Here is a 23,000-nt window from a genome sequence, read left to right on the forward strand (position 1 = left end):
TTTTGCGTCCGAAATAAATCTATTCGATCGCTTACTTGCGAGTATCCCTTACATATGATCTAACGACTGCCTGTCACCGTCGGTCCGCGACTGTCCAGTTAGGCCGTGGGTACTTTGTGGTCGCTGGGCGTGAGATCGACGTATGGTGTCGACCACCGCCGCAGAGTCCCGCGAACGAACTCACGGAGCATGAGCGTGCGCGTCCCCGTCAGAGAACCGCCAACGTCGGTCCCCGGAGACCGGATCGGGCTCCCCCGGGCCGTGCTCGACGACCTCGGGGTCGGCCGCGGCGACACGGTGACCGTCGCGGGCGCGCACCGCGTCGCCGCCCCGGTCGTCGCGGTCGACGACGGGACGCGGGCGGTGTTCCTCCCCGAGCGGCTCCGCCGGACGGGCGGGGTCGAGCCGGGCGACACCGCGACGGTGGCGGTCTCGGACCTCCCGGTCGCGTCGTCGGTCACGCTGCGGCTCCGCCAGTCGGTCGACGTGGAGCGGAGCGAGGACGCCATCCGCCGGCGGCTCGCCCGGCGCGTGGTCGCCGTCGGCGACGAGGTCGAGGTCACGCGCCTCGGCGGCGCCCTCACCCTCCGGTTCGACGTGCGGGACGTGGCGCCCGCCTCGCCGGCGGTCGTCGACGACGCGACCGAGATAACCGTCGCGGACGACGATGCGGACGCCGCGGTCGTCTCCGAACGCCCCGGGGAGACCGGCCCCGGCGACGGGTTCGTCGCCACGGCGACGTTCGAGCGCCTCCGCGACGCCGTCGCGACCCGGTTCGACGCGGCCGAGGCGTTCGCGTCCGCCGGGCATCCGACCCTCGGGCTGCTCCTCCACGGACCGCGCGGGTCGGGGAAGACGACACTCGTCGAGGCCGTCGCGGCCGCGACCGACGCGTCGCTCGTCCGCACCTCCGCGGCCCGGCTCCGGGGCGAGCGCGCGAGCGACCAGTCGGACGGGCTCGACCGCGTCGTCGACGCCGTCTCCGCGGGGGAGCCGACCGTGGTCCTCCTCGACGACCTGGAGGCGCTCGGGGCCGACGACGGCGGGGGCTCCGCGCTCGCCGACCGCCTCCGGTCGACCGTCGACGAGCTCCGCGACGGGGACCGGACGGTCGTGATCGGCGCGACGACGGACCCGAGCGCCGTGCCGTCGGCGCTGCGCCGCGGCGGGCGATTCGACCGCGAGATCGGGGTCGAGCCCCTGACGACCGCCGAGCGGCGCGACGCGCTCGAAGCGCTCTGCGAGGGCGCGCCCCTCGCGATGGACGTCGACTTCGAGGGCGTCGCCGCGCGGCTCAACGGCTACGTGTTCGCCGACCTGGCCGTCCTCGTGGACGCGGCCTTGGAGCGGGCGGTCCGCCGCGACGGTCGGACCGCGATCCGGCTGGCCGACTTCGAGGCCGCGCTCGACGACGTCGAGCCCACCGGGCTCCGCGAGGTCACCGTCGAGTTTCCCGCGGTCGGCTGGAACGAGGTCGGCGGCCTCGACGACGCCAAACGCGAGCTGGTGCGCGCGGTGTACTGGCCCCTGGAGTACGCCGACCGCTTCGCGGAGATGGGGATCGACCCGCCCTCCGGCGTGCTGCTGTACGGGCCGCCCGGCACCGGGAAGACGCTGCTCGCCCGGGCCGCGGCCAGTCTCAGCGACGCGAACTTCATCCCGGTGAACGGGCCCGAGCTGCTCGACAAGTACGTCGGCGCGAGCGAGCAGGCGGTCCGCGACCTCTTCGCCACGGCGCGCGAGAACGCGCCGGCGGTGATCTTCTTCGACGAGGTCGACGCCATCTCGCCGAAGCGCCGCGGCGACGACACCGGCGCCGGCGAGCGCGTGGTGTCGCAGCTGCTGACCGAGCTCGACGGGCTGGAGCCGCTCACCGACGTGGTGGTGATCGCGGCGACGAACCGCCCGGACAACATCGACGAGGCGCTGTTGCGCCCCGGTCGCATCGAGAAGGCGGTCGAGACGCCGCTCCCGGACCGCGAGGCGCGCCGCGAGATCCTCCGGATACACGCGCGAGAGATGCCGGTGGCGTCGGGCGTCGACCTCGACTCCCTCGCCGACCGCACGGCCGGGTACAGCGGCGGCGACCTCGCCGCCTTGGTCCGCGAGGCCGGGCTGCTCGCCATCGAGGACGCCATCGTCGACGACGGGCCGCCGGCCGACCCGACCGTCGGGCGCGACCACTTCGAGCGCGCGCTCCGCGAGACGTCGCCGTCGACGAGCGACGGGCGCGCGGACGCCGAGCGAGTGGGACGCGACTCGCCGGCGGAGTGAGGGGTCGGCGAGCTGCCTTCGCCGGCCCCCGGACCTCGTCTTACTCCGGCTCCTCGTGGAGGTTCAGGACGAAGTAGACGACCCCGACCATGGCGAGCAGTTCCAAGGCGACCATCGTCCAGAATCGAACGTTCAGTCCGCCGCTCGGCTCCTGTAGCGTCGGGATCAGGAAGATTCCGACGAGCGCGATCACGGCGCACGCGGCCAGCCCGACCACGGATCGGGTATTCGTCACTGGCGGCTGTTCGGTGGGAGTGTCAGTCATGTCGAAAAATGAACGCTGGAAACGGTTGAACCGTGCTGTTCGGTCGCGTCGGAGCGACCTGCCGATCAGTCCGCGGCCTGCGCGTCGGCACCGGCCGACGGCTCGGGAGCCTCGGTGTCGCCGAGGATGGCGCGGCTGCGGAGCAGGACGAAGCCGAAGCCGACCTTCGCCGTCACGTCGAGCACCATGAACGCCAGGGTCTCGACGCCGAGACCGACGACGCCGGCGCCCTCGGTCCCGACGATCCACAGGATCGGGTATGCCGTCCAGAGGACGGCGACGAGGGCGGTCAGCGTGTTGAACGTCGACTGCACCTCTTCGGAGCGCTGCTTCGCCGCGCTACGCAGGCTCGTCAGGAGGTAGTACAGCACGAACAGGAACGCGATCGTGCTGAACAGCCACCAAGTGTAACGCGCGAGCGGCGTGTGCGAGAGCGCGCCGATGAGGCCGGTGACGATCATCAGCGCGTCGACGCCGATGAGCGTCCCGATGGTCACGCGGTCGACCTTCGCGAGCAGCGCGAGGTCGAGCAGCAGCAGCGGCGTCGTGAACAGCCAGTCCGCGTACCGGGCGTAGTAGATCTCGAGCGGCTCCGCCATCCCGGCGACCTCGACCGTCGTCAGCCCGATGCCGAAGAACATCGACAGGTACGCCGCCGATGCGATCCCCGGCACGAGGATCGTGATCGCGTAGTACTCACGGGCCTCCTTGTCCGTCACGCCCCAACCGCGGGCGATGAAGTAGAAGGTCCCGATGAGCATTAGTAGTGTGCCGATTCCCAACCAGAGTGTCTCGGGGCGACCGTCCCCGAGCAGGTCGTATCCCGCCTGTAGCGCTATCGGGTCCATACCCACATCTTGATACAGTATATACTCTATTGAGACCGATGCCAACCCAGTTAGGTATCGCGGGCCGCGGGCGGTGCGTCGCGGGAGCGGATCTGCCCCCGCCATCGTCCCCGAACCCTGACCGCATGGAGACGTTGTCGGCCCGAAAGTAATGACCCTGGGGCCCCACTGGTGTCGTATGGCAGACGAAGAGACCGAGGCGGAAGCGGAATCGACCACGGAAACCACCGCGGAGCGCGAGGCGGAGGCGACCGACGACGTCACCATCGACGTCGAGGCGATCGACGAGTACGAGCAGCGCATCGACGAGCTGTCCACCGCGGTCGAGGAGCGCGACGAGACCATCGAGGAGCTCCGGTCGGTCGTCGAAGAGCAGTCGGAGCAGATCGACAAGCTGGAGAACCAGTTCCTCGACCTGTCCGCGCGCGTGGCCGACGGCCGGAACCTCGGCGTCTGCCCCGAGTGTAACGGACCGACCGAGAAGAAGGAGCGGCTGTTCCGCGCGGACACGATCGAGTGCACGCGCTGCGGCGAAGTGATCCACACGTACTGAAGCGCCGTTTCGGATCTCCGTCCCGCGCTGCGCCGCGTGACGGTATATAAAAGACCCAATAATGGCGACGAGGCCCTAACCCCGTAACGCCCCTACGTACGTCCATGTCGACGTCGACGGCGAGTCCGGTGCGGCGACTCATCGGTGAACCGGAACGGACGGCTATCGGTGCCTCTCGCGCGGCGTTGCTCCTGCTCGCGGTCGGGTTCGGAGCCCTGTCCGCGGTCGGCACCGACGTGTCGCTCCGGACGCAGATGATCGCGTACCTCGTCGGGATGGTCGCGCTGAACCTCCCGCACGGCGGGTACGAACACTTCTCGAACCTCCGACGGCGGGGGCTCCCGTTCGGCGCCCAGTACGTGGCGCTGTACCTCGGGTTCGTCGCCTCCTTCGTGGCGCTATTCGTGTTCGCGCCCCTGCCCGCGCTCGCGCTCGCGTTCGGGACGGCCGTCGCGAAGGGCGGGCACGGCGACCTCCGCGTGATGGACGCGCTGGTCGGGACCGAGCACCTTCCGACCAAGCCGCAGCGGGCGCTCGCCGCCCTGATCCGGGGCGGCGCCGTGATGATCGTTCCCGCCGTCTTCTGGACTGAGACGTTCTACGGGTTCACCGGCATCATGCTGGGCGTCTTCGACGGCCAGTTGGCCGGACCGGCCGCCTCGAACCCAGAGACGGTCACCACGGCGCTGGGCGCGGTCTTCGGGCTCGGCGTGGTCGCCCACCTCGGCGGCGGGCTGGTGACCAGCCTGCGCGCGACCGGCGGCGTGAGCCGCTCGTGGCTCCTCGACGCCGCGGAGACGCTGCTGCTCGTCGCGTACTTCGCCCTGGTGCCCGTGGTCGTCGCCATCGGGCTCTACTTCCCGCTGTGGTACTCGATGCGGCAGTCGGCGCGGAGCATGGTCGTCGAACGCGAGCAGCCGGACCGGACGGAGGGCGTCTCGCTCGTCGTCGCGTGGGGGGTCCTCGTCGTCGGCGCGCTGGTCACGGCGAGCGTCGCCACCGCCCTGTGGACCGTCGCCCCGAACCCGCTGGCCGGCGGCTCGCTCCTCTCCGGCGCCGTCGCCTTCTACACCATCTTCGTCTGCGTCATCGCGATGCCGCACGTCGTGGTCGGCGAGTGGCTCGACTTCGGGCGCGGCATCTGGTACGTGCCCTGAGCCCGGGCGCCGGTCCCTGTGCGCGGGCCGACCGTGCCCGCGGTCGACGAGATAACAAGCCCTAAAACCCGGCTCGTCGACCGATACGGTATGCCTCTGCGGTTCGCTCGGCGGCTGGGGCTCGCGGACGCGGTCACCGTGGCCAACGCCGCCGTCGGCTTCCTCGCCGTCGTCGCCGCGACGGTCGACGTCGCGCTCGCGGCCCGGCTCGTGCTCCTCGCGGCGGTCGCCGACGGGCTCGACGGGGTCGTCGCCCGTCACCGCGGGTCGACGCCCGCCGGCCCGTACCTCGACTCGCTGGCCGACGTCGCCTCCTTCGGCGTGGCGCCCGCCGCCCTCGTGGCCGCGGTCGTTCGCGACGGGCGGTCGTTCGCCGCCGACCCTGCCCTCGTCGCGGCCGGCGTCGGCGCGGGCGCGCTGTTCGTCGCAGCCGCGGTCGCCCGGCTCGGGCTCTACACCGTCGACGAGGACGGCGCCCGCGAGACGGTCGGCGTCCCGACGACGCTGGCGGCGACCGTGCTCGCGGCCGCCGTCATCGCCGGCTACACCGCCCCGCTCCTCCTCGTCGCGGCGACGGCGGCGTTCGCGCTGCTGATGGGGTCGACGGTGACGTACCCCGACCTCCACGCGCAGGACGCGCTCGTGATGGGCGTGGTCCAGGCCGCCGTGATCCTCACCCCCGCCGGTCACATGGCGACGGACGCGCTCCCGACGTGGATCGGCGAGGGGTTCGCGTTCGCGCTGCTGTTCCTCTCGGCCGGCTACCTCCTGCTCGGCCCGCGCTTCTACTGGGGCGACGGGATCCGCGCGCCGCCGGGGCTCCGGCGGTGAGTCCGGTAGGTCAGTGATCCGGTAGGTCGGTGAGTTTGGCACGGTCGGGCGTCGGACTCGCGTGCGAACGGACGGCGACGCGATAGAGCGGTAGCTCGGGCGTTCGCGGACGGTCGAAAATCGCAGTGAGGAGCGGTCGCCGGGGCCGCCGCGTCGGCCTTACAGGAGGTCGTCGAAGTCCTTGTACCGGGTGATGTCGACGCCGTCGTCGGTGACGACCGCGACGTTGATCCCGTTGCCGGAGGCGAGGTCGCGCTCGACGGCGGACTGGATCGCCTTCGCGGCGATGGTCTCCGCCTCGTCGATCGTGACCTCGTCGTCGTACTCCTGCTCTAAGACACCGAGCGCGTACTGCGACCCGGAGCCGGTGACGGTGTACTCCTCCTCGGTCGTGCCGCCGAGGGCGTCGATGGAGTAGATGTGCGCGCCCTCGTCGTCGACGCCGCCCAGGATCGGCTGGACGACGAAGAACGCCCCGGAGCGGAGGAGGTTACCGGTCAGCGTCGACAGCGCCTCCATCGACATGTCCTTGCCGCGACGGGCCTCGTAGAGGCTCGTCTCGGCGCGGAGCGTCGAGATGAGGTTCTGCGCCGCCGAGACCGAGCCCGCGATGGTCAGGGCGCCGCGCGGGTGGATCTCTTCGACCTTCTGGACGTCCTTCGAGGAGACCATGCCGCCGAGGGAGGCGCGCATGTCGGTCGCCATCACGACGCCGTCGTCCGCCTTGATGCCGACGGTCGTGGTCCCGGTCTTCATCTCGCCTTCGCCCTCCGCCTTCGCGGCGCGGCGGTCGCTGTGTTCGAACTCGCCGAGCTCCGGTCCGAAGACGGGCTGGTCACGGCCTAGGTCGGCGGCCGGCCCGTCGGAGAGGTCGCCAGTCGGTGGTCGCATTACACGCTCGTTGGCCCGGCGCGCTGATAAAGGCAACCCTTCGGGGGCCGCCGACCGGTTCCGACGGGCCTATCCGTCGCCGGGTCGGGACCGCCCGACGGCGGCCTAACGAGCGTCTCGGCGACGACGGCGACGCGGCGAGGGCCCGCGGGGCGCGACGGCGCCGTCGCTCGGCGTCGGGTCGACGTCGCAAAACGGGGGCTACGGCCGGCCGATCACTCCTCGGCGGCGGTCTCGCACGCCTCGGTTGTGGTCTCGACGAGCCGGCCGACGGGGACGTTGACGCCGAGGTGTCGGCGCGCGAAGACGGCCACCGGAAACAGCGAGATTCCGACGGCGACGGTCGCTTGGTGCAGCCCGAAGAGGGCCGCGGTTCGGATGCGGTCGAACATTGGACTTCTGCCCCAGCCCAACCGGGGGATGTATAAATATCTTCCGTGGCCGGCGCCGAGACGATCCGGACGCAGTCTCGCGTTTTCGGTCGTAAATTAACGATTCTGAAATTTCTCCCGTTTCGCGCGGATCGTCGCGTATCCCAAGCCGGTCCGACCGAAGTTATTCTCGTAACTTATGCGAATCCACGCCGGCTCGTGCGCCTCGCATCGGCGCCCTTCGCGCGGGTCCGTCGCCGCCTCGCCGATCGCGTCGCCCCACCAGCCACGCCGCCCCGCGCCGGACCGAACGGAATTTAACTCCGTGCGCGCTTACCCGGTCGCGTGCAGAACGTCACGGACCGGATCCGGAACCCCTTCGGGATGCGCCCCGACTGCCCCTCGTTCGTCCCCGGCTACGGCGACGCCAACGCCGACTTCCACGTCGTCGGCGACCGCCCCGGCGTCCACGGCGGGACCGCCGCCGCGGTCCCGTTCACCGGCGAGCCGTGGTCGCCCGCGTTCCTGTCGACGCTCCAGTCGGCCGGACTGATCGCCGGGCTCGCCGAGGGCGTCGCCCCCGACGGCGTCGCGACAGACGGCGACCCCACCGCGGTCGACCCCGTCTCGACCGACCGGACGTTCCTCTCGTACCTCCACATGTGCGAGAGCGACGGGCCGCCGGACGACGACGCCTACGACGACATGGAGCGGTTCTTCGACGCGGAGCTCCGCGCCATCGCGGCCCACGTGCTGCTCCCGGTCGGCGCGCGCGCGACCGAACACGTCCTTGAGACCTACACCGCCCGGGCCTGGAAGACCGAGGTCGACATGGACGCGCTCCACGGCGAGGAGCTGCTCGGCGCCGGGTGGCTCGTCGTCCCGGTCAAGGACCCGTCGGACTGGGCGGACGGCGACGCCGACCGGCTCGTCGACGCGCTCGGGGAGCTCCGGTCGACCGACTTCCGCCGCGAGAGCGACCTCGGACGGTTCATCGCCGGCAGCGACCCGTACCTCGTCCGCTGACGGAACGAGTGCCCGCCGGGCGCGCGACCCCGTCGGTCACCCGCCGCATGGACGTGAACTTTCCCCGGCAAAGCGCGTCCCCGTCGGTTCGATTCGGCAGTAATCGCCTCCGTCCGCGGACGATCGTTTTCTACCCGCGCTCGGGAGTGTCATATTTGTCGCTACTGTCTGGATTTTATACTTGTCCCGTAGATCTGTTTCTAGACGCCCGATCGATCGGGCGTCGGCCGCAGGACTGGTACTCCCCGCGGCGACTTGGTCAGTTCCGGCCCTCACCGGCCGGTTTTTCGTCGGCGCACAGCGACTCGACGTACTTCCCGACGTGGTCGTCCAGCCGCCGCTTGAAGCCCGCTTGCCGCGCGAGCCGGTCGAGCTCGCGGGAGACGTACGTCCCGTACTGGACCGCCTTCTTGTCCGCGGCGTGGACCGACGCCGGGACGCGCTCGGCCGCGACCCGACGCAGCGCGACCTTCCGCTCCTCGCCGTCGACGAGCAGATCGTCGGGGAGCGCCAGCGCGGCGGCGACCACCCGGTCGTCGAGCAGCGGCGTCGCGGGCTCGACGCCGGCGGCCCGGAGCGCGAGAACGTCCCGCTCCAGCTGTGCGGGGAGCGTGCGGACGGTCTCGGTCCGCGCCCCGCGGACGGTGTCGGCCTCGACGCGGGGGTCTTCGGCGGGGTCGACGACCTTGCTGTAGCCGCCGAACAGCTCGTCGGCGCCCTGCCCGACCGCGAGCCGGTCGACCCCGTCCGCGGCGGCCGCCTCGGCGGTCAGGAACAGCGGGACCGCGATGGCGACGTCCATCGGGTTCCGGCGGCCGGTCGCGGCCGCGACCGCGCGGACGGCGCGCGTGAGGTCGTCGTGCGTGACCTCGACCACTCGCAGGTCGCGGCCCATGGCCGCCGCGGCGTCGCGCGCGGCGGCGACGTCGTGGCTCCCCTCGAAGCCGGCCACGTAGCAGGAGGCCTCGGGCACGGCGGCCGCGACGAGCCCGGAGTCGACGCCGCCGGAGAAGGCGACCGCGAGGTCGCCGCCGCTCTCGGCGCCGTCCGCGGATCGAGCGGCATCGAGGTCGTCGAGCGCCGCGCTCACCGCGTCGTCGACCGCCGCCAGCGCGGCGTCGCGGTCCGCGGTCGGACTCGCGTCGGGCAGCCGCCAGACGCGCTCCGTCCCGGCCGCCGAGGCGACGCTCCCGGCCGGAACCGGCTCGGGGTCGTCGAGGTCGGCCCGGTCGAACGCCCACGCGCCGGGCTCCGTCGGCCGGCGGTCGGACTCAGGATCGAGCGCCGCGGCCTCGGCGAACAGCGGCTGCCGACCGAGGGCGTCGCGGACCAGAACCGGCCCCTCGCGGTCCGGCGGGTCGGCCAGCAGGCCGGCGAAGCCGCGCCCGCCCGGGAGGGGGTCGGCGTCGCGGAGCGCGGCCCGGACGCGGTCCGGGTCGGTGCCGCGGAGGTCGGAGGCGGGTGAGCCCGGCATCGCGGTCACCGGAGGGCGTCGAGCGCGCGGAGCGCGCGGCGCTTCGCGCCCCCGCCGAACTGGCGGAGCGAGACGCGCCACGGGGTGCGCTTCCCGACGACGCTGGTCCGGCCGTCGGCGATGCCGTCGAGGATCGCCGCGGCGGAGCGCTCGTCGGCGCCGACCTCGGTCACCGCCTGCCCCACCATCTCGGAGATGTGCGCGTCGCTCCCGGCGGTCATCGGCAGGCCGTGGCGGACGGCGAACTTCTCGGCCTGGCGGTTCGAGCGCCCGGTGAACAGCCGGGAGTTGTACACTTCGAGGGCGTCGGCGCTCGCCAGCTGCTCGTCGCTGATGTGCGCGGCGACGCCGTGGCGGGACTTCTGGAAGGGGTGGGGGACGACCGCGATCCCGCCCTGGTCGCGGATCCGGTCGAGCGTCTCGTCGAAGGGGAGGCCGCTCTCGACGCGCTCCTCGATGCCGAACGCGAGGACGTGGCCGACCGCCGAGGTCACCTCCATGCCGACGATGCCGACGAGCCCGTAGTCGGGGGCCTTCTTGGCCGCCTCGATGCTGGCGTCGATCTCGTCGTGGTCGGTGACGGCGAGCGCGTCGAGCCCGACCGCGGCCGCCTGCTCCAAGAGGAGGTCGACCGGGTCGCGCCCGTCGTACGACAGCGCGGAGTGCGCGTGGAGCTCGACCGATAGCACACCCGATGGTTCGAGCGTGGTCATAAAAAGCGCCCCGGTCCGGGCCCGGTTCCCGCGGATTCGCGGCGGCTGAACCCCGTTCTAACGATCTGCTATATAAAAAACACAACCGCGGTGGCGCGTGCCTGCGAGCGGCCGCCCCCGGCGGCCGCGAGGAGCACGCGCGAGGGAGTCGGCCGACCGAAGGGAGGCCGACGAGGCTGGGGAGGTGTGAGGCTGCGGTTGCGGTGCTGTAGGTGGACTCGAAGGGGCAGTCACCGGCGACGAAGTCGCCGGTTGCCCGTGGCGCTACGCGCCACGCTGCCGCGAGGGCGAAGACGCGCGACGTAAGGACCGCAGGCGCGAACGGAGTGAGCGCCGAGGACCACAGCGAGCGCATCGAGTCCTCGCGGCTGGGGCTTCGGAGATGTTCGTCGGCGCTCCGCAGTCGACTAGTTATAGGCGAGCGGCTGAGAGATCAAAAGGGTTCGCCGCAGATTCGGAAGCAGCGATGTACGGGCGACTTGCCGGAGCGATGGCCTCGAAAAAATACGTCCTCGCTACCGATTAGAACGCGCTCTCGCCCACCGTCTTCCGGTAGGTCGCCCGGCCGCTGTGAGTCGCGTCGTCCCACGACTCCACGTCGACGATCACGCGGGTGTTCACCGCGTCCGGCGGCGCGCCCTCGATACGGAGCGTCGAGTCGCCGATGCGGGCGACGTGGTCGCCGTCCTCGCCGGGGCCGCCCCCCTCGCCGGTCACCATCACTTCGAGAACGTCGCCGGCCGCGTAGTCCGGCGTCGGGCCGCGGGCCGACCAGCCCGCGAGGAACTTGTCGAAGACGCTCATGCGCGGGACACCTCCTCGGAGACGCGGTCGGGGATGTACTCCCGCCCGAAGCCGGTGATCGCGGCGAGGACGAATATCGCCACGAGGAACCAGCCGTGGAAGACGTACGGGACGACCTCGATGGGGTTGACGACCATCTCGGGGCCGTACTCGGCGCCGAGGCCGTCGGGCCCGACCATCACCTGGTAGCCCACTAGCACGCCGCCCGCCCACGGGAAGATGTAGCCGAGCGCGGAGGTGTTGGCGTCGAGGATGTTCGCGCGGCGGTAGCCGTTGATGTTGAACTTCTCGCCGATCCGCGCGATATACGGGGCGATCGCGATCTCGGCCGCGGTGTTGATCGTGATCATCCCGTTGATGGTCGCGGTGCCGAGGACCATCGTCAGCTCCGCGCGGCGGACCGTCGTCGCGACGGAATTCAACAATAACTCCAGGATCGCCTCGAAGCCGCCGCCGCGGATCATGATCTGCGCCATCGACACGATCAAAAGCGTCAACACGATGAGCGGGAAGAAGCCGGTCGCGCCCGTGTAGAGGCTTCCGCTAACGCCCGTGGTCTCGCCGACCGCGACGAACGGGAGCGAGGTGAACGTCCCGGCCTCGCTCACGGTGAACACGAGGATGTCGCTCACCGACGAGAGCCCGAACACGAGGTTGGACGCGACGGCGACGACGATCCCCCACGAGATCGCCTCGACGATGTGGCGGCCCGCGACCGCCGTGACGATCACGACGCCCATCGAGCCCAGGTGGACCAACCCCGCCGCGGCCGCGTCGAGTTCGGCCGCGCCCTCGAGGGTCGCGCCCGGCAGCACCGAACCCATGATCAGGTAGGCGACGAACGCCGGCACCGCAGCGAGGATCGCGTACTTGAACCGCGAGGCGACGACGCCGCCGATGTCGGCGTCCTGCGTCACCGCGCTCACGATCGTCGTGTCGCTGACGGGCGCGAGGTTGTCGCCGAAGACGGCGCCCGAGAGGATGGCGGCGAACAGCAGCACCGGGTTCGCGCCGAGGAGCACGCCGGCCGGGAAGAACAGGGTCACGAACGCGATGGTCGCGCCGTACCCCGTCCCGATCCCGGTCGCGAGCAGCCCGCAGAGGACGAACGCGGCCGCCGGGAACGTCGCTCCGCTGACGTTCAACGCCTCGGCGGCGAAGATGAGTCCGTTGACGAATCCGCCGGCTTGGAGCGTGTCGGCGAACATCCCGGCCCACAGCCACGCGACGATCGCCGTGGCGGCGACGCGCTGGGTCATCCCCTCGAATATGGTGTCCGCGTACGTCTTCCAGCTCCCGCGAACGAAGAACATCCCGAGGATCGTCCCGATCAGCGCACCGATCACCAGTCCATCCGAGCCGCCGACTCTGAGAACACCGCTCTGGAAGATGGCCCAGAGGATGAAGAAGGCGAGCGGGATCGTGCTCGCCCACTTGCCTCCGCGGAACTCGATCCGCGGGCCGTCGCCGTCCTGGTCGCCGACGCCGAACTCGCTACCGTCGGGCGGGTCCCCGCCGTCGGTCGCCGGCGGAGCCCCGTCGCTGGTCTCGGTCATCTGTCGGTCACATCGCCCCGAACACCGACGACTCACCTAAATCCTCCTTTCGGCGGAGAACTCGCGCGGAACAGAATCCCGAGCGGTGCGGACCGAGGGCGGCCGGGAGCGCGACCCCGCCCGCCGCTTCGCTCCGCGAGAACGCTCCGCCCCACAAGAACACGCTTAAGAACCCCGACGGCGACCCCTCACACGGGAACAGCACAGCTGCAGATCCGACTCGCCGGGGCCCTTTCGCCCGCGGCTTGGGAATGTAGCAGTGCGCCGACGCCTCCGGCGTCGCGGTCGGGCGGCCCGCTCGCGCGGGCCGTCCGGTCGGATCGCTCGGTCCGCGAGCGATCCGTAGCCGCGCCGCGCGGAGTCGCGGTCACGTTGCGGTTGTGCCGTTCCAACCAGACAGACAATGGCACGAATGCACACGCGCCGTCGCGGTTCGTCCGGTTCGGACAAGCCGGCGACGGACGAGACCCCGGAGTGGAGCGACGTCGACGCCGAGGACATCGAGTCCCGCGTCGTCGAACTGGCGGAGCAGGGCCACGACCCCAGCGTCATCGGCCTCAAGCTGCGCGACGAGGGCGTCAAGGGCGTCCCGATCCCGGACGTGAAGCTGGCGACCGGGAAGAAGGTCACCGAGATCCTCGAGGAGCACGACGCCGACGCCGACCTCCCGGAGGACCTCCGTAACCTCATGCGGCAGGCGATCCGCCTGCGCGAGCACATGGAGGAGAACGGGCAGGACCACCAGAACAAGCGCGCGCTCCAGAACACGGAGTCGAAGATCCGCCGCCTCGCGAACTACTACCGCGGCGACGAGCTCGACGAGGAGTTCACGTACACCTACGAGAACGCCGTCGAGCTCTTAGCGGAGTAACGCGGCGAGACGCGGCGACGACACCCCACGAGACCCACCCATGACCGAAGCGACGTCCGCCACGCCCGCCCCCGACGCGCTCGCCGGCGTCCTCGCAGACGCGCCGTTCGTCCGGCTCGTCGCGACCGACGACGGCGACGCGCTGGCAGCCGCGGGGCTGCTCGCGCGAGCGCTCCGAGCGACGGGCACGCCGTTCCAGGCGCGGGTGGCCGCCGACCCGGTCCCAGCCGACCCCGACGACGGCGTCGCGGTGACCGTCGGCGTCGACCGCGGGCCGCACGCGATCCCCGGCACGGGGCGCCCGGCCAGCACGGCGGCCTTCGCGGTCGCGCGCGCGCTCGGCGGCGACCCCGACCCCGTGGTCGCGCTCGCCGGCGTCGTCGCGGCCGGGTCGATCCCCGGCGCCGACGGCTCGGGCGACGCGCTCGACGCCGCGGAGCGGGCCGGCCGCGTCGAGCGGCGTCCCGGCGTCGCGCTCCCGGTCTCGGGCGGCGCGACGGGCGACCAGGAGGCGAGCGCCGCACCCTCGCGGGCAGAGGCCCTCGCGGCCTCGACGCTCGCGGCGACGCGGTACTCCGGCGACCCCGAGGCGGCGCGCGACGCGCTCGCCCCGCTGGGGCTGCCGGCCGACCCCGACGCGGACGACCGCCGCCGGCTCGCCTCGCTGGTCGCGGTCGACGCCGTCGACGACGACGCGAGCGAGCGCGCCGCCTCGGCGGTCGAGCGCGCGCTCCGCCCGTACGCGACGGACGGTCCGTTCGAAACGGTCGGCGGCTACGCCGACGTGCTCGACGCGCTCGCCCGGGAGGCGCCCGGGACGGGCGTCGCGCTCGCGCTCGCGAGCGACCCGGACGACTCGCTCCGAAAGAGCGCGCTCGACGCGTGGCGCCGCCACGGCCTGGCGGCCCACCGCGCGCTCGACGCCGCGACGGTCGGCCGGTACGACGGCTGCGTCGTCGCCCGCGTCGACGCCTCGGAGGCGGTCCTCCCGACGGTCGCCCGGCTCGTTCGGGACTTCCGGTCGCCGGAGCCCGTCGCGGTCGCGCTCGACGAGGGCGCGGGCCGCCTGGCCGTGGCCGCCACCGGCGGTGGCCACGCGTCGGGCGACGCGGCCGGCGAGCCGACCGACGTCGGCGACGCCTGCCGGACCGCCGCCGGCGAGGTCGGCGGCGACGGCTGGGGCACCCCCGAACGCGGCGGCGTCTCGGTCGCAACGGACGCGAACGACGCCGTCGACGCCGACGTCACGGCGGCGCTGGCCGCGCTCCGGGAGGCGATCTGAGATGGCGGGCGACGCCTCGCCGCGCGCCGACGCGGCACGGAGCGCGACGGTCCGGACCGAGCACGCCGACGCCGCGACGGTCGCGGCCGCGCTCGCCCCGGACGAGACCGACTCGATGCGCACGCGCGTCGACGGCGACGTCGTCGCCTGCGCGGTCGAGCGGCCGACAACCGGCGGGCTCCAGTCGACGCTGGACGACCACCTCGTGAACCTGCGGGTCGCCGACCGCGTGATCGACCGCGCACGCGACCACGCCGCCGCGACTCCCGACGCCGCGGACGCAGACGCCGCGCACGCCGACTCCCTCGACTCCGCAGACGAACCGCAGACGACCGACACCGACACACAACCCGACACATGAGCGAACGATCCGTATCCAAGAGCAGAGAACAGAAGCGCTGGTACACCGTGCTGGCGCCCGAACAGTTCGACCGGCAGGAGCTCGGCGAGACCCTCGCCGAGGAGCCCCAGCAGGTCGTCGGCCGCACGATCACGACGACGCTCGACGAGCTAACGGGCGACTCCAACGCGAACAACACGAAGCTGACCTTCAAGATCACCGACGTGGGCAGCGACTCGGCGTACACCGAGTTCATCAAGTACGAGCTGACGCGCGACTACCTGCGCTCGCTCGTCCGCCGGGGCGCCTCGAAGGTCGAGGCGTCGATCACGGTGCTGACGACGGACGACTACCGCATCCGCGTCCAGCCCGTCGCGCTGACGACGAAGAAGGCGGACCGCTCCCAGGAGAAGGCGATCCGCCGCGTGATGATCGACAAGGTCCACGCCGCCGCCGAGGAGCGCACCTTCGAGGCGTTCGTCGATGCCATCGTCGACGGGAACCTCTCGTCGGCCATCTACGGCGACGCCAAGGAGATCTACCCGCTCCGCCGCGTCGAGGTCCAGAAGCTGACCCTCGAAGCGCGCCCGAGCGAGGTCGCCGCCGAGGAGGAGGCGTCCGTGGACGTCGACGCCGACGAAGTGGCGGTCGACGCCGACGAGTAACCCTTCGGCCGACCGACGCCGACTTCTCCGTTTATCGCCCGCCCAGCGGCCGCGCCGCCCGTTCCGTCGGCGGTTCCCGACTCGTGCGCGCCCGCTTCTCGCCGCCCGGCGCACCGTGCGCGACCGTTCCGCCCCGCGTCGGAGCGGTCCTCACTCCGCGTCGGGGGCGGTCGCCATGCGAAGCCGAGCCGGCTCGAAGCCGACCGCCTCGTAGAATTCGCGGGCGTCGCGGTTCTCGGCGTCCACGTCGAGCGTGACGTGTTCGCAGCCGCGCTCGGCGGCCGCCGTCCGGACGCGGTCGAGCAGCCGGCGCCCGAGCCCCTCGCCGCGGCGCGGCGGCCGGACGTACAGCTCGGTCACGTGGAGGCGGTCGCCGGCGGCGAACACCGGCGCCGAGGACTCGACCTCGGCCGCGGCGTACCCGACGAGACGGCCGTCGGCGACCGCGCGGTCGGCGGCCGCCGCTTCCGCGTCGGTGTCCCCCGACTCGTCGTCCTCGGCGCCCGACTCGTCGTCCACGGCGACCCACGTACAGACGGCCTCGTCATCGAGCCGGTCCCGGCGGTGCCCGACGCCCGCCGCGACGAGGTCCACGTCGTCGGCGAGCGCGTTCCGGTCGGCGAGGGCCGCCATCTCCCGGGCGAAGGGGAGCCACAGCCCCGTCACGAGCGGGCGGACGTCGGACGCGCGGAGCCGCCGGACCGTCGCGGTCACGGCCCGGACACCTCGCGCGTCAGCTGTCGGCGGTGCGGCTCGAAGCCGACCTTCTCGTAGAACGCGGCCGCCCGCGCGTTGCCGGCGTCGACGTCGAGCCGGAGCTCGCCGCAGTCCTGCTCGCGCGCGTCTACCCCTGCTCGCTCCATCAACCGCTCCGCCAACCCGGTCCCGCGGTAGGACTCGTCCACGTAGATGTCGCCGACCACGAGCCGGTCCGGCCGGTCGAACACCTCTGGACACTCGTCGGCGCTCGTCGAGGCGAACGCCACGAGGTCTCGGTCGGGATCGGGAACGCCGACCGGCGCGGGCTCCTCGGGGTCGAGCGCCTCGGGATCGAGCGCCCCGGAACCGACGTCGCCCGGAGCGACTTCCGGATCGACCGCGACCACCCACAGGCGACGGTCGGCGTTCTCGCGGAGCAGGCGGAGCCGGAACGCGGCCTCGGCGGCGATCAGCTCCTCGTCGGGGCGGTCGGCGAGCGCGTGCCCGTCCGCCGCGGCCGCGAGGTCGCGGTGGTAGGGGAGCCACAGCTCCGCCGCGTACCGCTCCGCGGCGGCCGCCGTGGCCGGCAGGCGTCGAATCTCCATACGGCGGCCACCGGAGCCGGCGGCATACGCTTTCGGGTCGCGTGCGATCCGTCCGCATCCGCCGATATTCGGGAGACGAAAGCTTGAAACGCCGCTCGCCCGACCTCTCGGACATGGAACTGCGGGTCATCGAGAAGACCGACACGGAACTCCACATCGAGATCGCGGGCGAGGACCACACGTTCATGAACGTCCTGAAGGGCGCCCTGCTGGAGTCGGACGACGTCGCGGCCGCGACCTACGACATGAACCCCGAGCAGTCCGGGGGGCAGACCGAGCCCGTCCTCACGGTCAAGGCCGAGGAGGGCGACCCGCTCGACGTGCTCGCGGACGCCGCCGGCTCGATCACCGAGCGCACCGACGCGCTGCGCGACGCGGTCCGCGCGGCCTGAACGCGGTCCGACAGCGTCTCCCGCCGACTCCTTTCCCCGCCCTCTGTCTCTCCGTTCTCCCACGCCACGAGGGGCATACCTAAGTGGTGACTCCAGAAACGGGGGTGTATGCCGCCGAGCGTACTCATGCTGGGGTGGGGGTTCCCGCCGAACATCACCGGCGGGCTCGACGTCCACGTGGGGGAACTGTTCACCGGGCTCCGCGACGACCTCGGGGTCGAGGTCACCCTGGTGTTGCCCGCGGAGTTCGCCCCCGACGACGAGCCGGGACTCGAACCCGTCGAGACCGGCGAGGGCGACGTCGCGGCGCGCGTCGGTGAGCTCTCCGACCGCTTCGCCGAGCTCGCGCCCGACCACGACGTGGTCCACACGCACGACTGGTTCGGGTACGGTCCCGGCCGCGCCGCCGCCCGCGCGTCCGACGCCACCTGGGTCTCCTCGTTCCACTCGCTGGCGAGCGACCGCAACATCGACCCGCCGAGCCGCGAGGTCGAGACCGAGCGCCGCCTCGCGAACGCCGCCGACACGAACATCGCGGTCAGCGAGATCGTCCGCTCGGACATCCGGGAGCTGTACGACGCCGACTCGCGGGTCGTGTACAACGGCTTCTCGACGCCGACGTTCTCCGGGAAGGACGTGCGCGAGGACCTCGGCATCGACGGCGAGATGCTGTTCTTCGTCGGGCGCCACACCGACCAGAAGGGGATCTCCCACCTCCTGTACGCGGTCAAGAAGCTGCGCGGCCGCGACGCGACGCTCGTCGTCGGCGGATCCGGCCACCAGACCGACCAGCTCAAGCGGTTCGCGGAGCTGCTCGGTATCGAGGACCGCGTCGAGTTCGTCGGCTACGTCCCCGAGGCGGAGCTCGGCGACTACTACGCCGCCTCGGACGCGTTCGTCTCGCCGTCGTACGCGGAGCCGTTCGGGATCACGATCACGGAGGCGCTGGAGGCCGGGACGCAGGTCGTCGCGACCCCGTCCGGCGTCGCGGAGGTGCTCCCCGACGGCTGCCTCGTCGAGGTCGCGACGGACTCGGAGTCGATCGTCCACGGGCTCATCGAGGCGCTCGACCGCGAGGAGCCGCCGGAGTACGAGCGCCGCGAGTGGCTGGACGTGGCCGAGGACACGCTCGCCGTGTACGAGGACGTCGCCTGAACCCCCGGTCTAGTCCCCGCCCGTCCGCCGCCCGCGGCGGGCTCAGCTCTCGTCGCCCCGATACACGTCGAACTCCGTCACCGGCTGCGGGTGCGTGACCCGGAAGCCGTCCGCGGTCTCCATCACGCCGCGCGTGCTGCCGGTCGTCCCGCCGTACGGGCTCTCCTCGCCGCCGGCGCCGGCGCCCTGATACGGCGAGGTGTACGGCGACCCGCCGACCGGGTCGTCGAACCCCTCGGGCGGGAGGTAGATCCGCTCGCCGTTCGCCGACCGCACGACGACGGCGACGTCCCTCGTGCCCGTCACGTCGATGACGGTGCGGTCGTCGGTTATCCGCGCGTCGACGTCGATCTCGTCCATGCCCCACGATGCGGACGGGGACGGTTTAGCCCTACCGGCCGTCGCGGGCGCCGCGCTCCCGCCCGCGGCCGGCTCGAACGGTGGTGAATCCTTTTGTGCGGCCGCGCCGAACCTCGCTTCGATGGACGTCAACAGCCATGCCGAGGAGCTCGCCTCCGACCTCGGCGTCGACAAAGAGGAGGTCAAAGCCGACCTACAGAACCTACTGGAGTACAGCGTCCCCATCGACGAGGCGAAACAGAGCGTCCGCCGGAAGCACGGCGGGGGCGGCGGCGGGTCGTCGCCGACCCCGGACGCCGTCGACGTGGGCGAGATCACCACCGAGAACGACGGCGTGACGGTCACCGTCCGCGTGCTGACGCAGGGGACGCGCACCATCCGATACCAGGGCGACGACCTCACGATCCGGGAGGGGGAGGTCGCCGACGAGACCGGCGTCATCTCCTACACCGCGTGGCAGGACTTCGGCTTCGAGCCGGGCGACTCGCTGACGATCGGCAACGCCGGCGTCCGCGAGTGGGAGGGGGCGCCGGAGCTCAACCTCAACGACTCGACGACGGTCGCCATCGCCGACGAGCCCGTCGAGGTCGACCGCGAGGTCGGCGGCGACCGGAGCCTCGTCGACATCGCGGCCGGCGACCGCGGCCGCAACGTCGAGGTCCGGGTGCTGGAGGTCGACGAGAAGACAATCTCCGGCCGCGACGGCGAGACGGAGATCCTGGAGGGCGTCGTCGGCGACGAGACGGCGAAGCTCCCCTTCACCGACTGGCAGCCCCGATCCGAGATCGCGGTCGGCGCGGACCTCCGGATCGAGGACGTGTACGTCCGGGAGTTCCGCGGCGTCCCCTCGATCAACCTCACGGAGTTCTCGACGGTCACCCCGCTCCCCGACCCGGTCGAGGTCGCCGAGGACGCCCCCCGCCTCTCGGTCGCCGACGCGGTCGGCTCCGGCGGGATGTTCGACGTCGAGGTCGTCGGGAACGTCTTGGAGGTCCGGGACGGCTCCGGACTCATCGAACGCTGTCCGGAGTGCGGCCGCGTCGTCCAGAACGGCCAGTGCCGGAGCCACGGCGACGTGGACGGCGAGGACGACCTGCGCGTGAAGGCCATCCTCGACGACGGCACGGACACCGTCACCGTCGTCCTCGACGACGAGCTCACCGCGGAGGTGTACGGCGGCGGGCTCGACGACGCCCTCACCGCCGCGAAAGACGCGATGGACAAGCAGGTCGTCGCCGACGACATCGCCGACGCGCTCGTGGGGCGCGCCTACCGCGTCCGCGGGAACCTCTCGGTCGACGACTACGGCGCCACCCTCGACGCGACCGAGTTCGCGCTCGCCGCCGACGACCCCGCCGAGCACGCCCGCGCCGCGCTCGCGGAGGTGGGCGAATGAGCGACGACGGGCCCGGCACGCGCGAGGTCGCCTACAGGGTGTTCGCCGCCGAGTTCGACGACGCCTCGCTGTCGTACTCCGAGAGCGACGAGGAGCGCGCCCCGAACTACGTCGTCACCCCGACCGGCGCGCGGGTGAACCGCCTGTTCACCGCCGGCGTGCTCACCGAGGTCGAGCGCGTCAACGACGAGACGCGGCGCGGCCGCGTCGTCGACCCCTCCGGCGCGTTCGTCACCTACGCGGGCCAGTACCAGCCGGAGGCGCAGACCTTCTTAGAGCGCGCCGACCCGCCGGCGTTCGTCGCGCTCACGGGCAAGGCGCGCACCTTCGAGCCCGAGGACTCCGACCGCGTGTTCACCTCCGTCCGCCCGGAGAGCCTCAACGAGGTCGACGCCGACACCCGCGACCGCTGGGTCGTCTCCGCCGCGGAGGCGACGCTCGACCGCCTCGCGGTGTTCGCGCGGGCGCTCGACTCCGACCTCCGGGGCGACGACCTCCGCGCGGCGCTGGAGGCGGGCGGCGCCCCCGCCCCCCTGGCCGCGGGGATCCCGAAGGCGCTCGACCACTACGGCACCACCGCGGCCTACGCCGAGGCGGTCCGCCGCCTCGCGGTCGACGCCCTGGAGATGATCGCGGGCGACCGCGACGAGGTCCGCGCCCTCGACCTCGACCCCGACGAGGGCGGCGAGACCGCGCTCGGTCCGCTCCCGGAGACCGACGTGACGGTCGTCGAGCCGGCGGCGACGACCGAGGCCGACCGAACCCCGAGCGAGGCCGGCGCCTCCGAGGCGGAACCGTCTCCCGCCGCGAGCGACGCCGATCCGGCCGCGGAGTCGGACTCGGCCGCTGAGTCGGACTCGGCCGCCGACTCCGGGGCAACCGTCGACGACGACTCGTCGTCCCCCGAGACCGACTCGTCGCTCGGCGACTCGACCGAGGCGTCGACCGACGACGCCGGGTCACAGACGGACGACACGGCCGAACCGGCGTCCGCTCCGACCGCCGAACCCGAATCGCTCGGCGACACTGGCGACTCAACCGAGGCGGCAGCCGACGACGGCGGGCTCGGCGACTTCGACGCCGGCGGCGACGCGGACGCGACGTTCGACGACGGGAGCGAGGCGGACGCGACCGCGGACATCGACCCGGACGCCGACGCCGACGACATGTACCAGCTCGACGACGAGGAGCGCGAGGAGATCGAGTCCGAGTTCGGCACCGACTTCTCGACCGGCACCGAGGTCGACGACCCGGGCGAGGCCGACATCGACGTGCCGGACCCCGAGGACCTCGCCGAGGAGCCGGTCGACGACCCCGCGGCGGCCGCGGACGAGGCGTCCGGCGCCGCGACCGAGGAGAGCGAGCCGGCCGACCCGGCGACCGAGGCCGCCGAACCGACCGAAGACGACGAGTCCGACGCGACCGAGGCCGCCGAGGACGTCGACCTCGAAGCCGCCGCGGTCGCGGCGATGGGCGACCTCGACGACGGCGACGGCGCGCCCCGCGAGGCGGTCGTCGAGCGCGTCGCCGACGACCACGGCGTCGATCCCGGCGCGGTCGAGGACGCCATCCAGGACGCGCTGATGAGCGGGCAGTGTTACGAGCCCGGCGACGGGCTGCTCAAGCCGATCTGATGGCGCGGGTGGAGCCGGTCGTCGGCGAGCCGGCCGCCGTGGCCGACCTCGACGGCGAGCGCGCGGTGCTCGTCGCCGACGTTCACGCCGGCATCGAGGTCGGCCTGCGCTACGAGCGCGGCGTCGAACTGGACTCCCGCACCGGCGAGCGCCGCGAGCGCCTCTGCGACCTGATCGCCGAGACCGACGCCGACCGGCTCGTGGTCCTCGGCGACCTCGCGCACCGAATCGGCGCGCCGGACGGCGACGAGCGCGAGGAACTGGAGACGCTGGTCCGCGCCGTCACGGACCGCGTCCCGATGACGCTCGTCGAGGGGAACCACGACGCGGGCGTCGCGGAGGCGTTCGCCGACGACCTCGACGTGATAGGTCCCGAGGGCGGGCTGATCGGCGACTCCCCGGGAGCCGTCGGCGTCTGTCACGGCCACACCTGGCCGGACCCGGGGCTCCTCGACGCCGACGTCGTGTGTACCGGCCACGAACACCCGCAGGTGCGGCTGGAGGACGCGGTCGGCGGCTCGCGCGTCGAGCGCGCGTGGCTCCGCGGGGAGCTCGATTCCGCGGCGTTCACCGAGTCGGGCGACGAGAGTGACCGCGCGGCCGACGCACCCGAACTCGTCGTCTTCCCCGCGTTCAACGAACGCTCGGGCGGGACGTGGGTGAACGTCGAGGGCCAGTCGTTCCTCGCGCCGTACCTCCCCGCGGCGCTGCCCGCCGCCGACGCCTACCTGCTCGACGGGACGCGGCTCGGCGACTACCGACGGGTCTGAGCGCCGCGAGCCAACGTCCGCGTCGCGACGGACGAGACCGTTTTCACCCGCGGCGACGAACCGACGCC

The 23,000-nt window shown here is 72.3% G+C and carries 25 protein-coding genes; 14 read left to right on the forward strand and 11 right to left on the reverse strand.

Annotated features, from left to right (window positions below; all coding sequences use genetic code 11):
• The first annotated feature begins 189 nt into the window (after window positions 1-189).
• Window positions 190-2,274, forward strand: a complete 2,085-nt coding sequence (locus EXE50_RS07835) for an AAA family ATPase (RefSeq protein ID WP_137704775.1) — start codon at window positions 190-192, stop codon at window positions 2,272-2,274.
• A 40-nt stretch (window positions 2,275-2,314) separates the two neighbouring features.
• On the opposite strand, the gene EXE50_RS07840 is transcribed toward EXE50_RS07835, so the two are convergent.
• Both EXE50_RS07840 and EXE50_RS07845 read right to left on the reverse strand, forming a co-directional pair.
• On the reverse strand, window positions 2,315-2,539 hold the full coding sequence (locus EXE50_RS07840) for a hypothetical protein (protein ID WP_053771665.1): 225 nt from the start codon (window positions 2,537-2,539) through the stop codon (window positions 2,315-2,317).
• 65 nt (window positions 2,540-2,604) lie between these two features.
• Window positions 2,605-3,387: a bacteriorhodopsin gene (locus EXE50_RS07845; RefSeq protein WP_077152273.1), complete on the reverse strand. Its 783-nt coding sequence runs from the start codon at window positions 3,385-3,387 to the stop codon at window positions 2,605-2,607.
• A gap of 178 nt (window positions 3,388-3,565) precedes the next feature.
• Here EXE50_RS07845 and EXE50_RS07850 point away from each other — a divergent pair, with 178 nt between their 5' ends.
• From EXE50_RS07850 to EXE50_RS07860, 3 genes are all read left to right on the forward strand, one after another.
• Window positions 3,566-3,940 (forward strand): SlyX family protein, encoded by a 375-nt coding sequence (locus EXE50_RS07850; RefSeq protein ID WP_053771663.1) that lies wholly within the window; start codon window positions 3,566-3,568, stop codon window positions 3,938-3,940.
• A gap of 104 nt (window positions 3,941-4,044) precedes the next feature.
• Window positions 4,045-5,097, forward strand: a complete 1,053-nt coding sequence (locus EXE50_RS07855) for a Brp/Blh family beta-carotene 15,15'-dioxygenase (RefSeq protein ID WP_137704776.1) — start codon at window positions 4,045-4,047, stop codon at window positions 5,095-5,097.
• A gap of 90 nt (window positions 5,098-5,187) precedes the next feature.
• A complete protein-coding gene (locus tag EXE50_RS07860) occupies window positions 5,188-5,928 on the forward strand; it encodes a protein sorting system archaetidylserine synthase (RefSeq protein WP_121599197.1) in 741 nt (246 codons plus the stop codon).
• A gap of 159 nt (window positions 5,929-6,087) precedes the next feature.
• On the opposite strand, the gene psmB is transcribed toward EXE50_RS07860, so the two are convergent.
• Window positions 6,088-6,819: an archaeal proteasome endopeptidase complex subunit beta gene (psmB, locus tag EXE50_RS07865; protein ID WP_137704777.1), complete on the reverse strand. Its 732-nt coding sequence runs from the start codon at window positions 6,817-6,819 to the stop codon at window positions 6,088-6,090.
• Window positions 6,820-7,034: 215 nt separating this feature from the next.
• Window positions 7,035-7,211 (reverse strand): hypothetical protein, encoded by a 177-nt coding sequence (locus EXE50_RS17405; protein ID WP_167551900.1) that lies wholly within the window; start codon window positions 7,209-7,211, stop codon window positions 7,035-7,037.
• A 324-nt stretch (window positions 7,212-7,535) separates the two neighbouring features.
• Between EXE50_RS17405 and EXE50_RS07870 the strand changes: the two genes are divergently transcribed.
• Window positions 7,536-8,216 (forward strand): uracil-DNA glycosylase family protein, encoded by a 681-nt coding sequence (locus EXE50_RS07870; RefSeq protein ID WP_137704778.1) that lies wholly within the window; start codon window positions 7,536-7,538, stop codon window positions 8,214-8,216.
• Between the two features lie 259 nt (window positions 8,217-8,475).
• Here EXE50_RS07870 and EXE50_RS07875 read toward each other — a convergent pair whose 3' ends face one another.
• The 4 genes from EXE50_RS07875 to EXE50_RS07890 all read right to left on the reverse strand — a co-directional run bounded on the left by EXE50_RS07875 (window position 8,476) and on the right by EXE50_RS07890 (window position 12,763).
• Window positions 8,476-9,690, reverse strand: a complete 1,215-nt coding sequence (locus tag EXE50_RS07875) for an asparagine synthase C-terminal domain-containing protein (RefSeq protein WP_137704779.1) — start codon at window positions 9,688-9,690, stop codon at window positions 8,476-8,478.
• A 5-nt stretch (window positions 9,691-9,695) separates the two neighbouring features.
• Window positions 9,696-10,379: a PHP domain-containing protein gene (locus EXE50_RS07880; RefSeq protein ID WP_121599194.1), complete on the reverse strand. Its 684-nt coding sequence runs from the start codon at window positions 10,377-10,379 to the stop codon at window positions 9,696-9,698.
• Between the two features lie 546 nt (window positions 10,380-10,925).
• Window positions 10,926-11,207 carry a hypothetical protein gene (locus EXE50_RS07885; protein WP_121599193.1) on the reverse strand — a complete coding sequence of 94 codons (282 nt, stop codon included), beginning with the start codon at window positions 11,205-11,207 and terminating at the stop codon, window positions 10,926-10,928.
• Window positions 11,204-12,763, reverse strand: coding sequence for a Na+/H+ antiporter NhaC family protein (locus tag EXE50_RS07890; RefSeq protein ID WP_053771656.1), 1,560 nt, complete (start codon window positions 12,761-12,763; stop codon window positions 11,204-11,206). The genes EXE50_RS07885 and EXE50_RS07890 overlap by 4 nt, the downstream gene beginning before the upstream one ends.
• A gap of 403 nt (window positions 12,764-13,166) precedes the next feature.
• Between EXE50_RS07890 and EXE50_RS07895 the strand changes: the two genes are divergently transcribed.
• From EXE50_RS07895 to EXE50_RS07910, 4 genes are read left to right on the forward strand one after another with little or no spacing between them, the layout of a single operon-like run.
• Window positions 13,167-13,634, forward strand: coding sequence for a 30S ribosomal protein S15 (locus EXE50_RS07895; RefSeq protein WP_053771655.1), 468 nt, complete (start codon window positions 13,167-13,169; stop codon window positions 13,632-13,634).
• 40 nt (window positions 13,635-13,674) lie between these two features.
• Window positions 13,675-14,916, forward strand: coding sequence for an exonuclease RecJ (locus EXE50_RS07900; RefSeq protein ID WP_137704780.1), 1,242 nt, complete (start codon window positions 13,675-13,677; stop codon window positions 14,914-14,916).
• Between the two features lies 1 nt (window position 14,917).
• Window positions 14,918-15,277, forward strand: coding sequence for a KEOPS complex subunit Pcc1 (locus tag EXE50_RS07905; RefSeq protein ID WP_137704781.1), 360 nt, complete (start codon window positions 14,918-14,920; stop codon window positions 15,275-15,277).
• The gene (locus tag EXE50_RS07910; protein ID WP_121561797.1) at window positions 15,274-15,921 is read left to right on the forward strand and encodes a 30S ribosomal protein S3ae; all 648 of its coding nucleotides are present in this window, start codon (window positions 15,274-15,276) and stop codon (window positions 15,919-15,921) included. Before EXE50_RS07905 ends, EXE50_RS07910 begins: the two co-directional genes overlap by 4 nt.
• Before the next feature lie 150 nt (window positions 15,922-16,071).
• Here EXE50_RS07910 and EXE50_RS07915 read toward each other — a convergent pair whose 3' ends face one another.
• Window positions 16,072-16,635, reverse strand: a complete 564-nt coding sequence (locus EXE50_RS07915) for a GNAT family N-acetyltransferase (RefSeq protein ID WP_121599190.1) — start codon at window positions 16,633-16,635, stop codon at window positions 16,072-16,074.
• Window positions 16,632-17,225, reverse strand: coding sequence for an N-acetyltransferase (locus EXE50_RS07920; protein WP_137704782.1), 594 nt, complete (start codon window positions 17,223-17,225; stop codon window positions 16,632-16,634). The genes EXE50_RS07915 and EXE50_RS07920 overlap by 4 nt, the downstream gene beginning before the upstream one ends.
• Window positions 17,226-17,338: 113 nt before the next feature.
• On the opposite strand from EXE50_RS07920, the gene EXE50_RS07925 reads away from it, so the two are divergent.
• Both EXE50_RS07925 and EXE50_RS07930 read left to right on the forward strand, forming a co-directional pair.
• The gene (locus EXE50_RS07925) at window positions 17,339-17,617 is read left to right on the forward strand and encodes a DNA-directed RNA polymerase subunit L (RefSeq protein ID WP_004596453.1); all 279 of its coding nucleotides are present in this window, start codon (window positions 17,339-17,341) and stop codon (window positions 17,615-17,617) included.
• 126 nt (window positions 17,618-17,743) lie between these two features.
• Window positions 17,744-18,772 (forward strand): glycosyltransferase family 4 protein, encoded by a 1,029-nt coding sequence (locus tag EXE50_RS07930; protein ID WP_053771961.1) that lies wholly within the window; start codon window positions 17,744-17,746, stop codon window positions 18,770-18,772.
• A 42-nt stretch (window positions 18,773-18,814) separates the two neighbouring features.
• On the opposite strand, the gene EXE50_RS07935 is transcribed toward EXE50_RS07930, so the two are convergent.
• A complete protein-coding gene (locus EXE50_RS07935; RefSeq protein ID WP_053771649.1) occupies window positions 18,815-19,132 on the reverse strand; it encodes a hypothetical protein in 318 nt (105 codons plus the stop codon).
• A 121-nt stretch (window positions 19,133-19,253) separates the two neighbouring features.
• On the opposite strand from EXE50_RS07935, the gene EXE50_RS07940 reads away from it, so the two are divergent.
• From EXE50_RS07940 to EXE50_RS07950, 3 genes are read left to right on the forward strand one after another with little or no spacing between them, the layout of a single operon-like run.
• Window positions 19,254-20,528 carry a Single-stranded DNA binding protein gene (locus tag EXE50_RS07940; protein WP_137704826.1) on the forward strand — a complete coding sequence of 425 codons (1,275 nt, stop codon included), beginning with the start codon at window positions 19,254-19,256 and terminating at the stop codon, window positions 20,526-20,528.
• On the forward strand, window positions 20,525-22,162 hold the full coding sequence (locus tag EXE50_RS07945) for a hypothetical protein (protein WP_137704783.1): 1,638 nt from the start codon (window positions 20,525-20,527) through the stop codon (window positions 22,160-22,162). Before EXE50_RS07940 ends, EXE50_RS07945 begins: the two co-directional genes overlap by 4 nt.
• The gene (locus EXE50_RS07950) at window positions 22,162-22,932 is read left to right on the forward strand and encodes a metallophosphoesterase (RefSeq protein ID WP_137704784.1); all 771 of its coding nucleotides are present in this window, start codon (window positions 22,162-22,164) and stop codon (window positions 22,930-22,932) included. Before EXE50_RS07945 ends, EXE50_RS07950 begins: the two co-directional genes overlap by 1 nt.
• The last annotated feature ends 68 nt before the right edge of the window (window positions 22,933-23,000 follow it).

Origin of the sequence: Halorubrum sp. ARQ200, assembly GCF_005435115.1 — an archaeon.
GTDB lineage: Archaea > Halobacteriota > Halobacteria > Halobacteriales > Haloferacaceae > Halorubrum > Halorubrum tropicale.

What these genes read in the sequence shown, in the direction of transcription:
- EXE50_RS07835 (WP_137704775.1), top strand. Translation starts at nt 190, where the DNA reads ATGAGCGTGCGCGTCCCCGTCAGAGAACCGCCAACGTCGGTCCCCGGA.
- EXE50_RS07840 (WP_053771665.1), bottom strand. Translation starts at nt 2,539, where the DNA reads ATGACTGACACTCCCACCGAACAGCCGCCAGTGACGAATACCCGATCC.
- EXE50_RS07845 (WP_077152273.1), bottom strand. Translation starts at nt 3,387, where the DNA reads ATGGACCCGATAGCGCTACAGGCGGGATACGACCTGCTCGGGGACGGT.
- EXE50_RS07850 (WP_053771663.1), top strand. Translation starts at nt 3,566, where the DNA reads ATGGCAGACGAAGAGACCGAGGCGGAAGCGGAATCGACCACGGAAACC.
- EXE50_RS07855 (WP_137704776.1), top strand. Translation starts at nt 4,045, where the DNA reads ATGTCGACGTCGACGGCGAGTCCGGTGCGGCGACTCATCGGTGAACCG.
- EXE50_RS07860 (WP_121599197.1), top strand. Translation starts at nt 5,188, where the DNA reads ATGCCTCTGCGGTTCGCTCGGCGGCTGGGGCTCGCGGACGCGGTCACC.
- psmB (WP_137704777.1), bottom strand. Translation starts at nt 6,819, where the DNA reads ATGCGACCACCGACTGGCGACCTCTCCGACGGGCCGGCCGCCGACCTA.
- EXE50_RS17405 (WP_167551900.1), bottom strand. Translation starts at nt 7,211, where the DNA reads ATGTTCGACCGCATCCGAACCGCGGCCCTCTTCGGGCTGCACCAAGCG.
- EXE50_RS07875 (WP_137704779.1), bottom strand. Translation starts at nt 9,690, where the DNA reads ATGCCGGGCTCACCCGCCTCCGACCTCCGCGGCACCGACCCGGACCGC.
- EXE50_RS07885 (WP_121599193.1), bottom strand. Translation starts at nt 11,207, where the DNA reads ATGAGCGTCTTCGACAAGTTCCTCGCGGGCTGGTCGGCCCGCGGCCCG.
- EXE50_RS07890 (WP_053771656.1), bottom strand. Translation starts at nt 12,763, where the DNA reads ATGACCGAGACCAGCGACGGGGCTCCGCCGGCGACCGACGGCGGGGAC.
- EXE50_RS07895 (WP_053771655.1), top strand. Translation starts at nt 13,167, where the DNA reads ATGGCACGAATGCACACGCGCCGTCGCGGTTCGTCCGGTTCGGACAAG.
- EXE50_RS07900 (WP_137704780.1), top strand. Translation starts at nt 13,675, where the DNA reads ATGACCGAAGCGACGTCCGCCACGCCCGCCCCCGACGCGCTCGCCGGC.
- EXE50_RS07905 (WP_137704781.1), top strand. Translation starts at nt 14,918, where the DNA reads ATGGCGGGCGACGCCTCGCCGCGCGCCGACGCGGCACGGAGCGCGACG.
- EXE50_RS07910 (WP_121561797.1), top strand. Translation starts at nt 15,274, where the DNA reads ATGAGCGAACGATCCGTATCCAAGAGCAGAGAACAGAAGCGCTGGTAC.
- EXE50_RS07920 (WP_137704782.1), bottom strand. Translation starts at nt 17,225, where the DNA reads ATGGAGATTCGACGCCTGCCGGCCACGGCGGCCGCCGCGGAGCGGTAC.
- EXE50_RS07925 (WP_004596453.1), top strand. Translation starts at nt 17,339, where the DNA reads ATGGAACTGCGGGTCATCGAGAAGACCGACACGGAACTCCACATCGAG.
- EXE50_RS07930 (WP_053771961.1), top strand. Translation starts at nt 17,744, where the DNA reads ATGCTGGGGTGGGGGTTCCCGCCGAACATCACCGGCGGGCTCGACGTC.
- EXE50_RS07935 (WP_053771649.1), bottom strand. Translation starts at nt 19,132, where the DNA reads ATGGACGAGATCGACGTCGACGCGCGGATAACCGACGACCGCACCGTC.
- EXE50_RS07940 (WP_137704826.1), top strand. Translation starts at nt 19,254, where the DNA reads ATGGACGTCAACAGCCATGCCGAGGAGCTCGCCTCCGACCTCGGCGTC.
- EXE50_RS07945 (WP_137704783.1), top strand. Translation starts at nt 20,525, where the DNA reads ATGAGCGACGACGGGCCCGGCACGCGCGAGGTCGCCTACAGGGTGTTC.
- EXE50_RS07950 (WP_137704784.1), top strand. Translation starts at nt 22,162, where the DNA reads ATGGCGCGGGTGGAGCCGGTCGTCGGCGAGCCGGCCGCCGTGGCCGAC.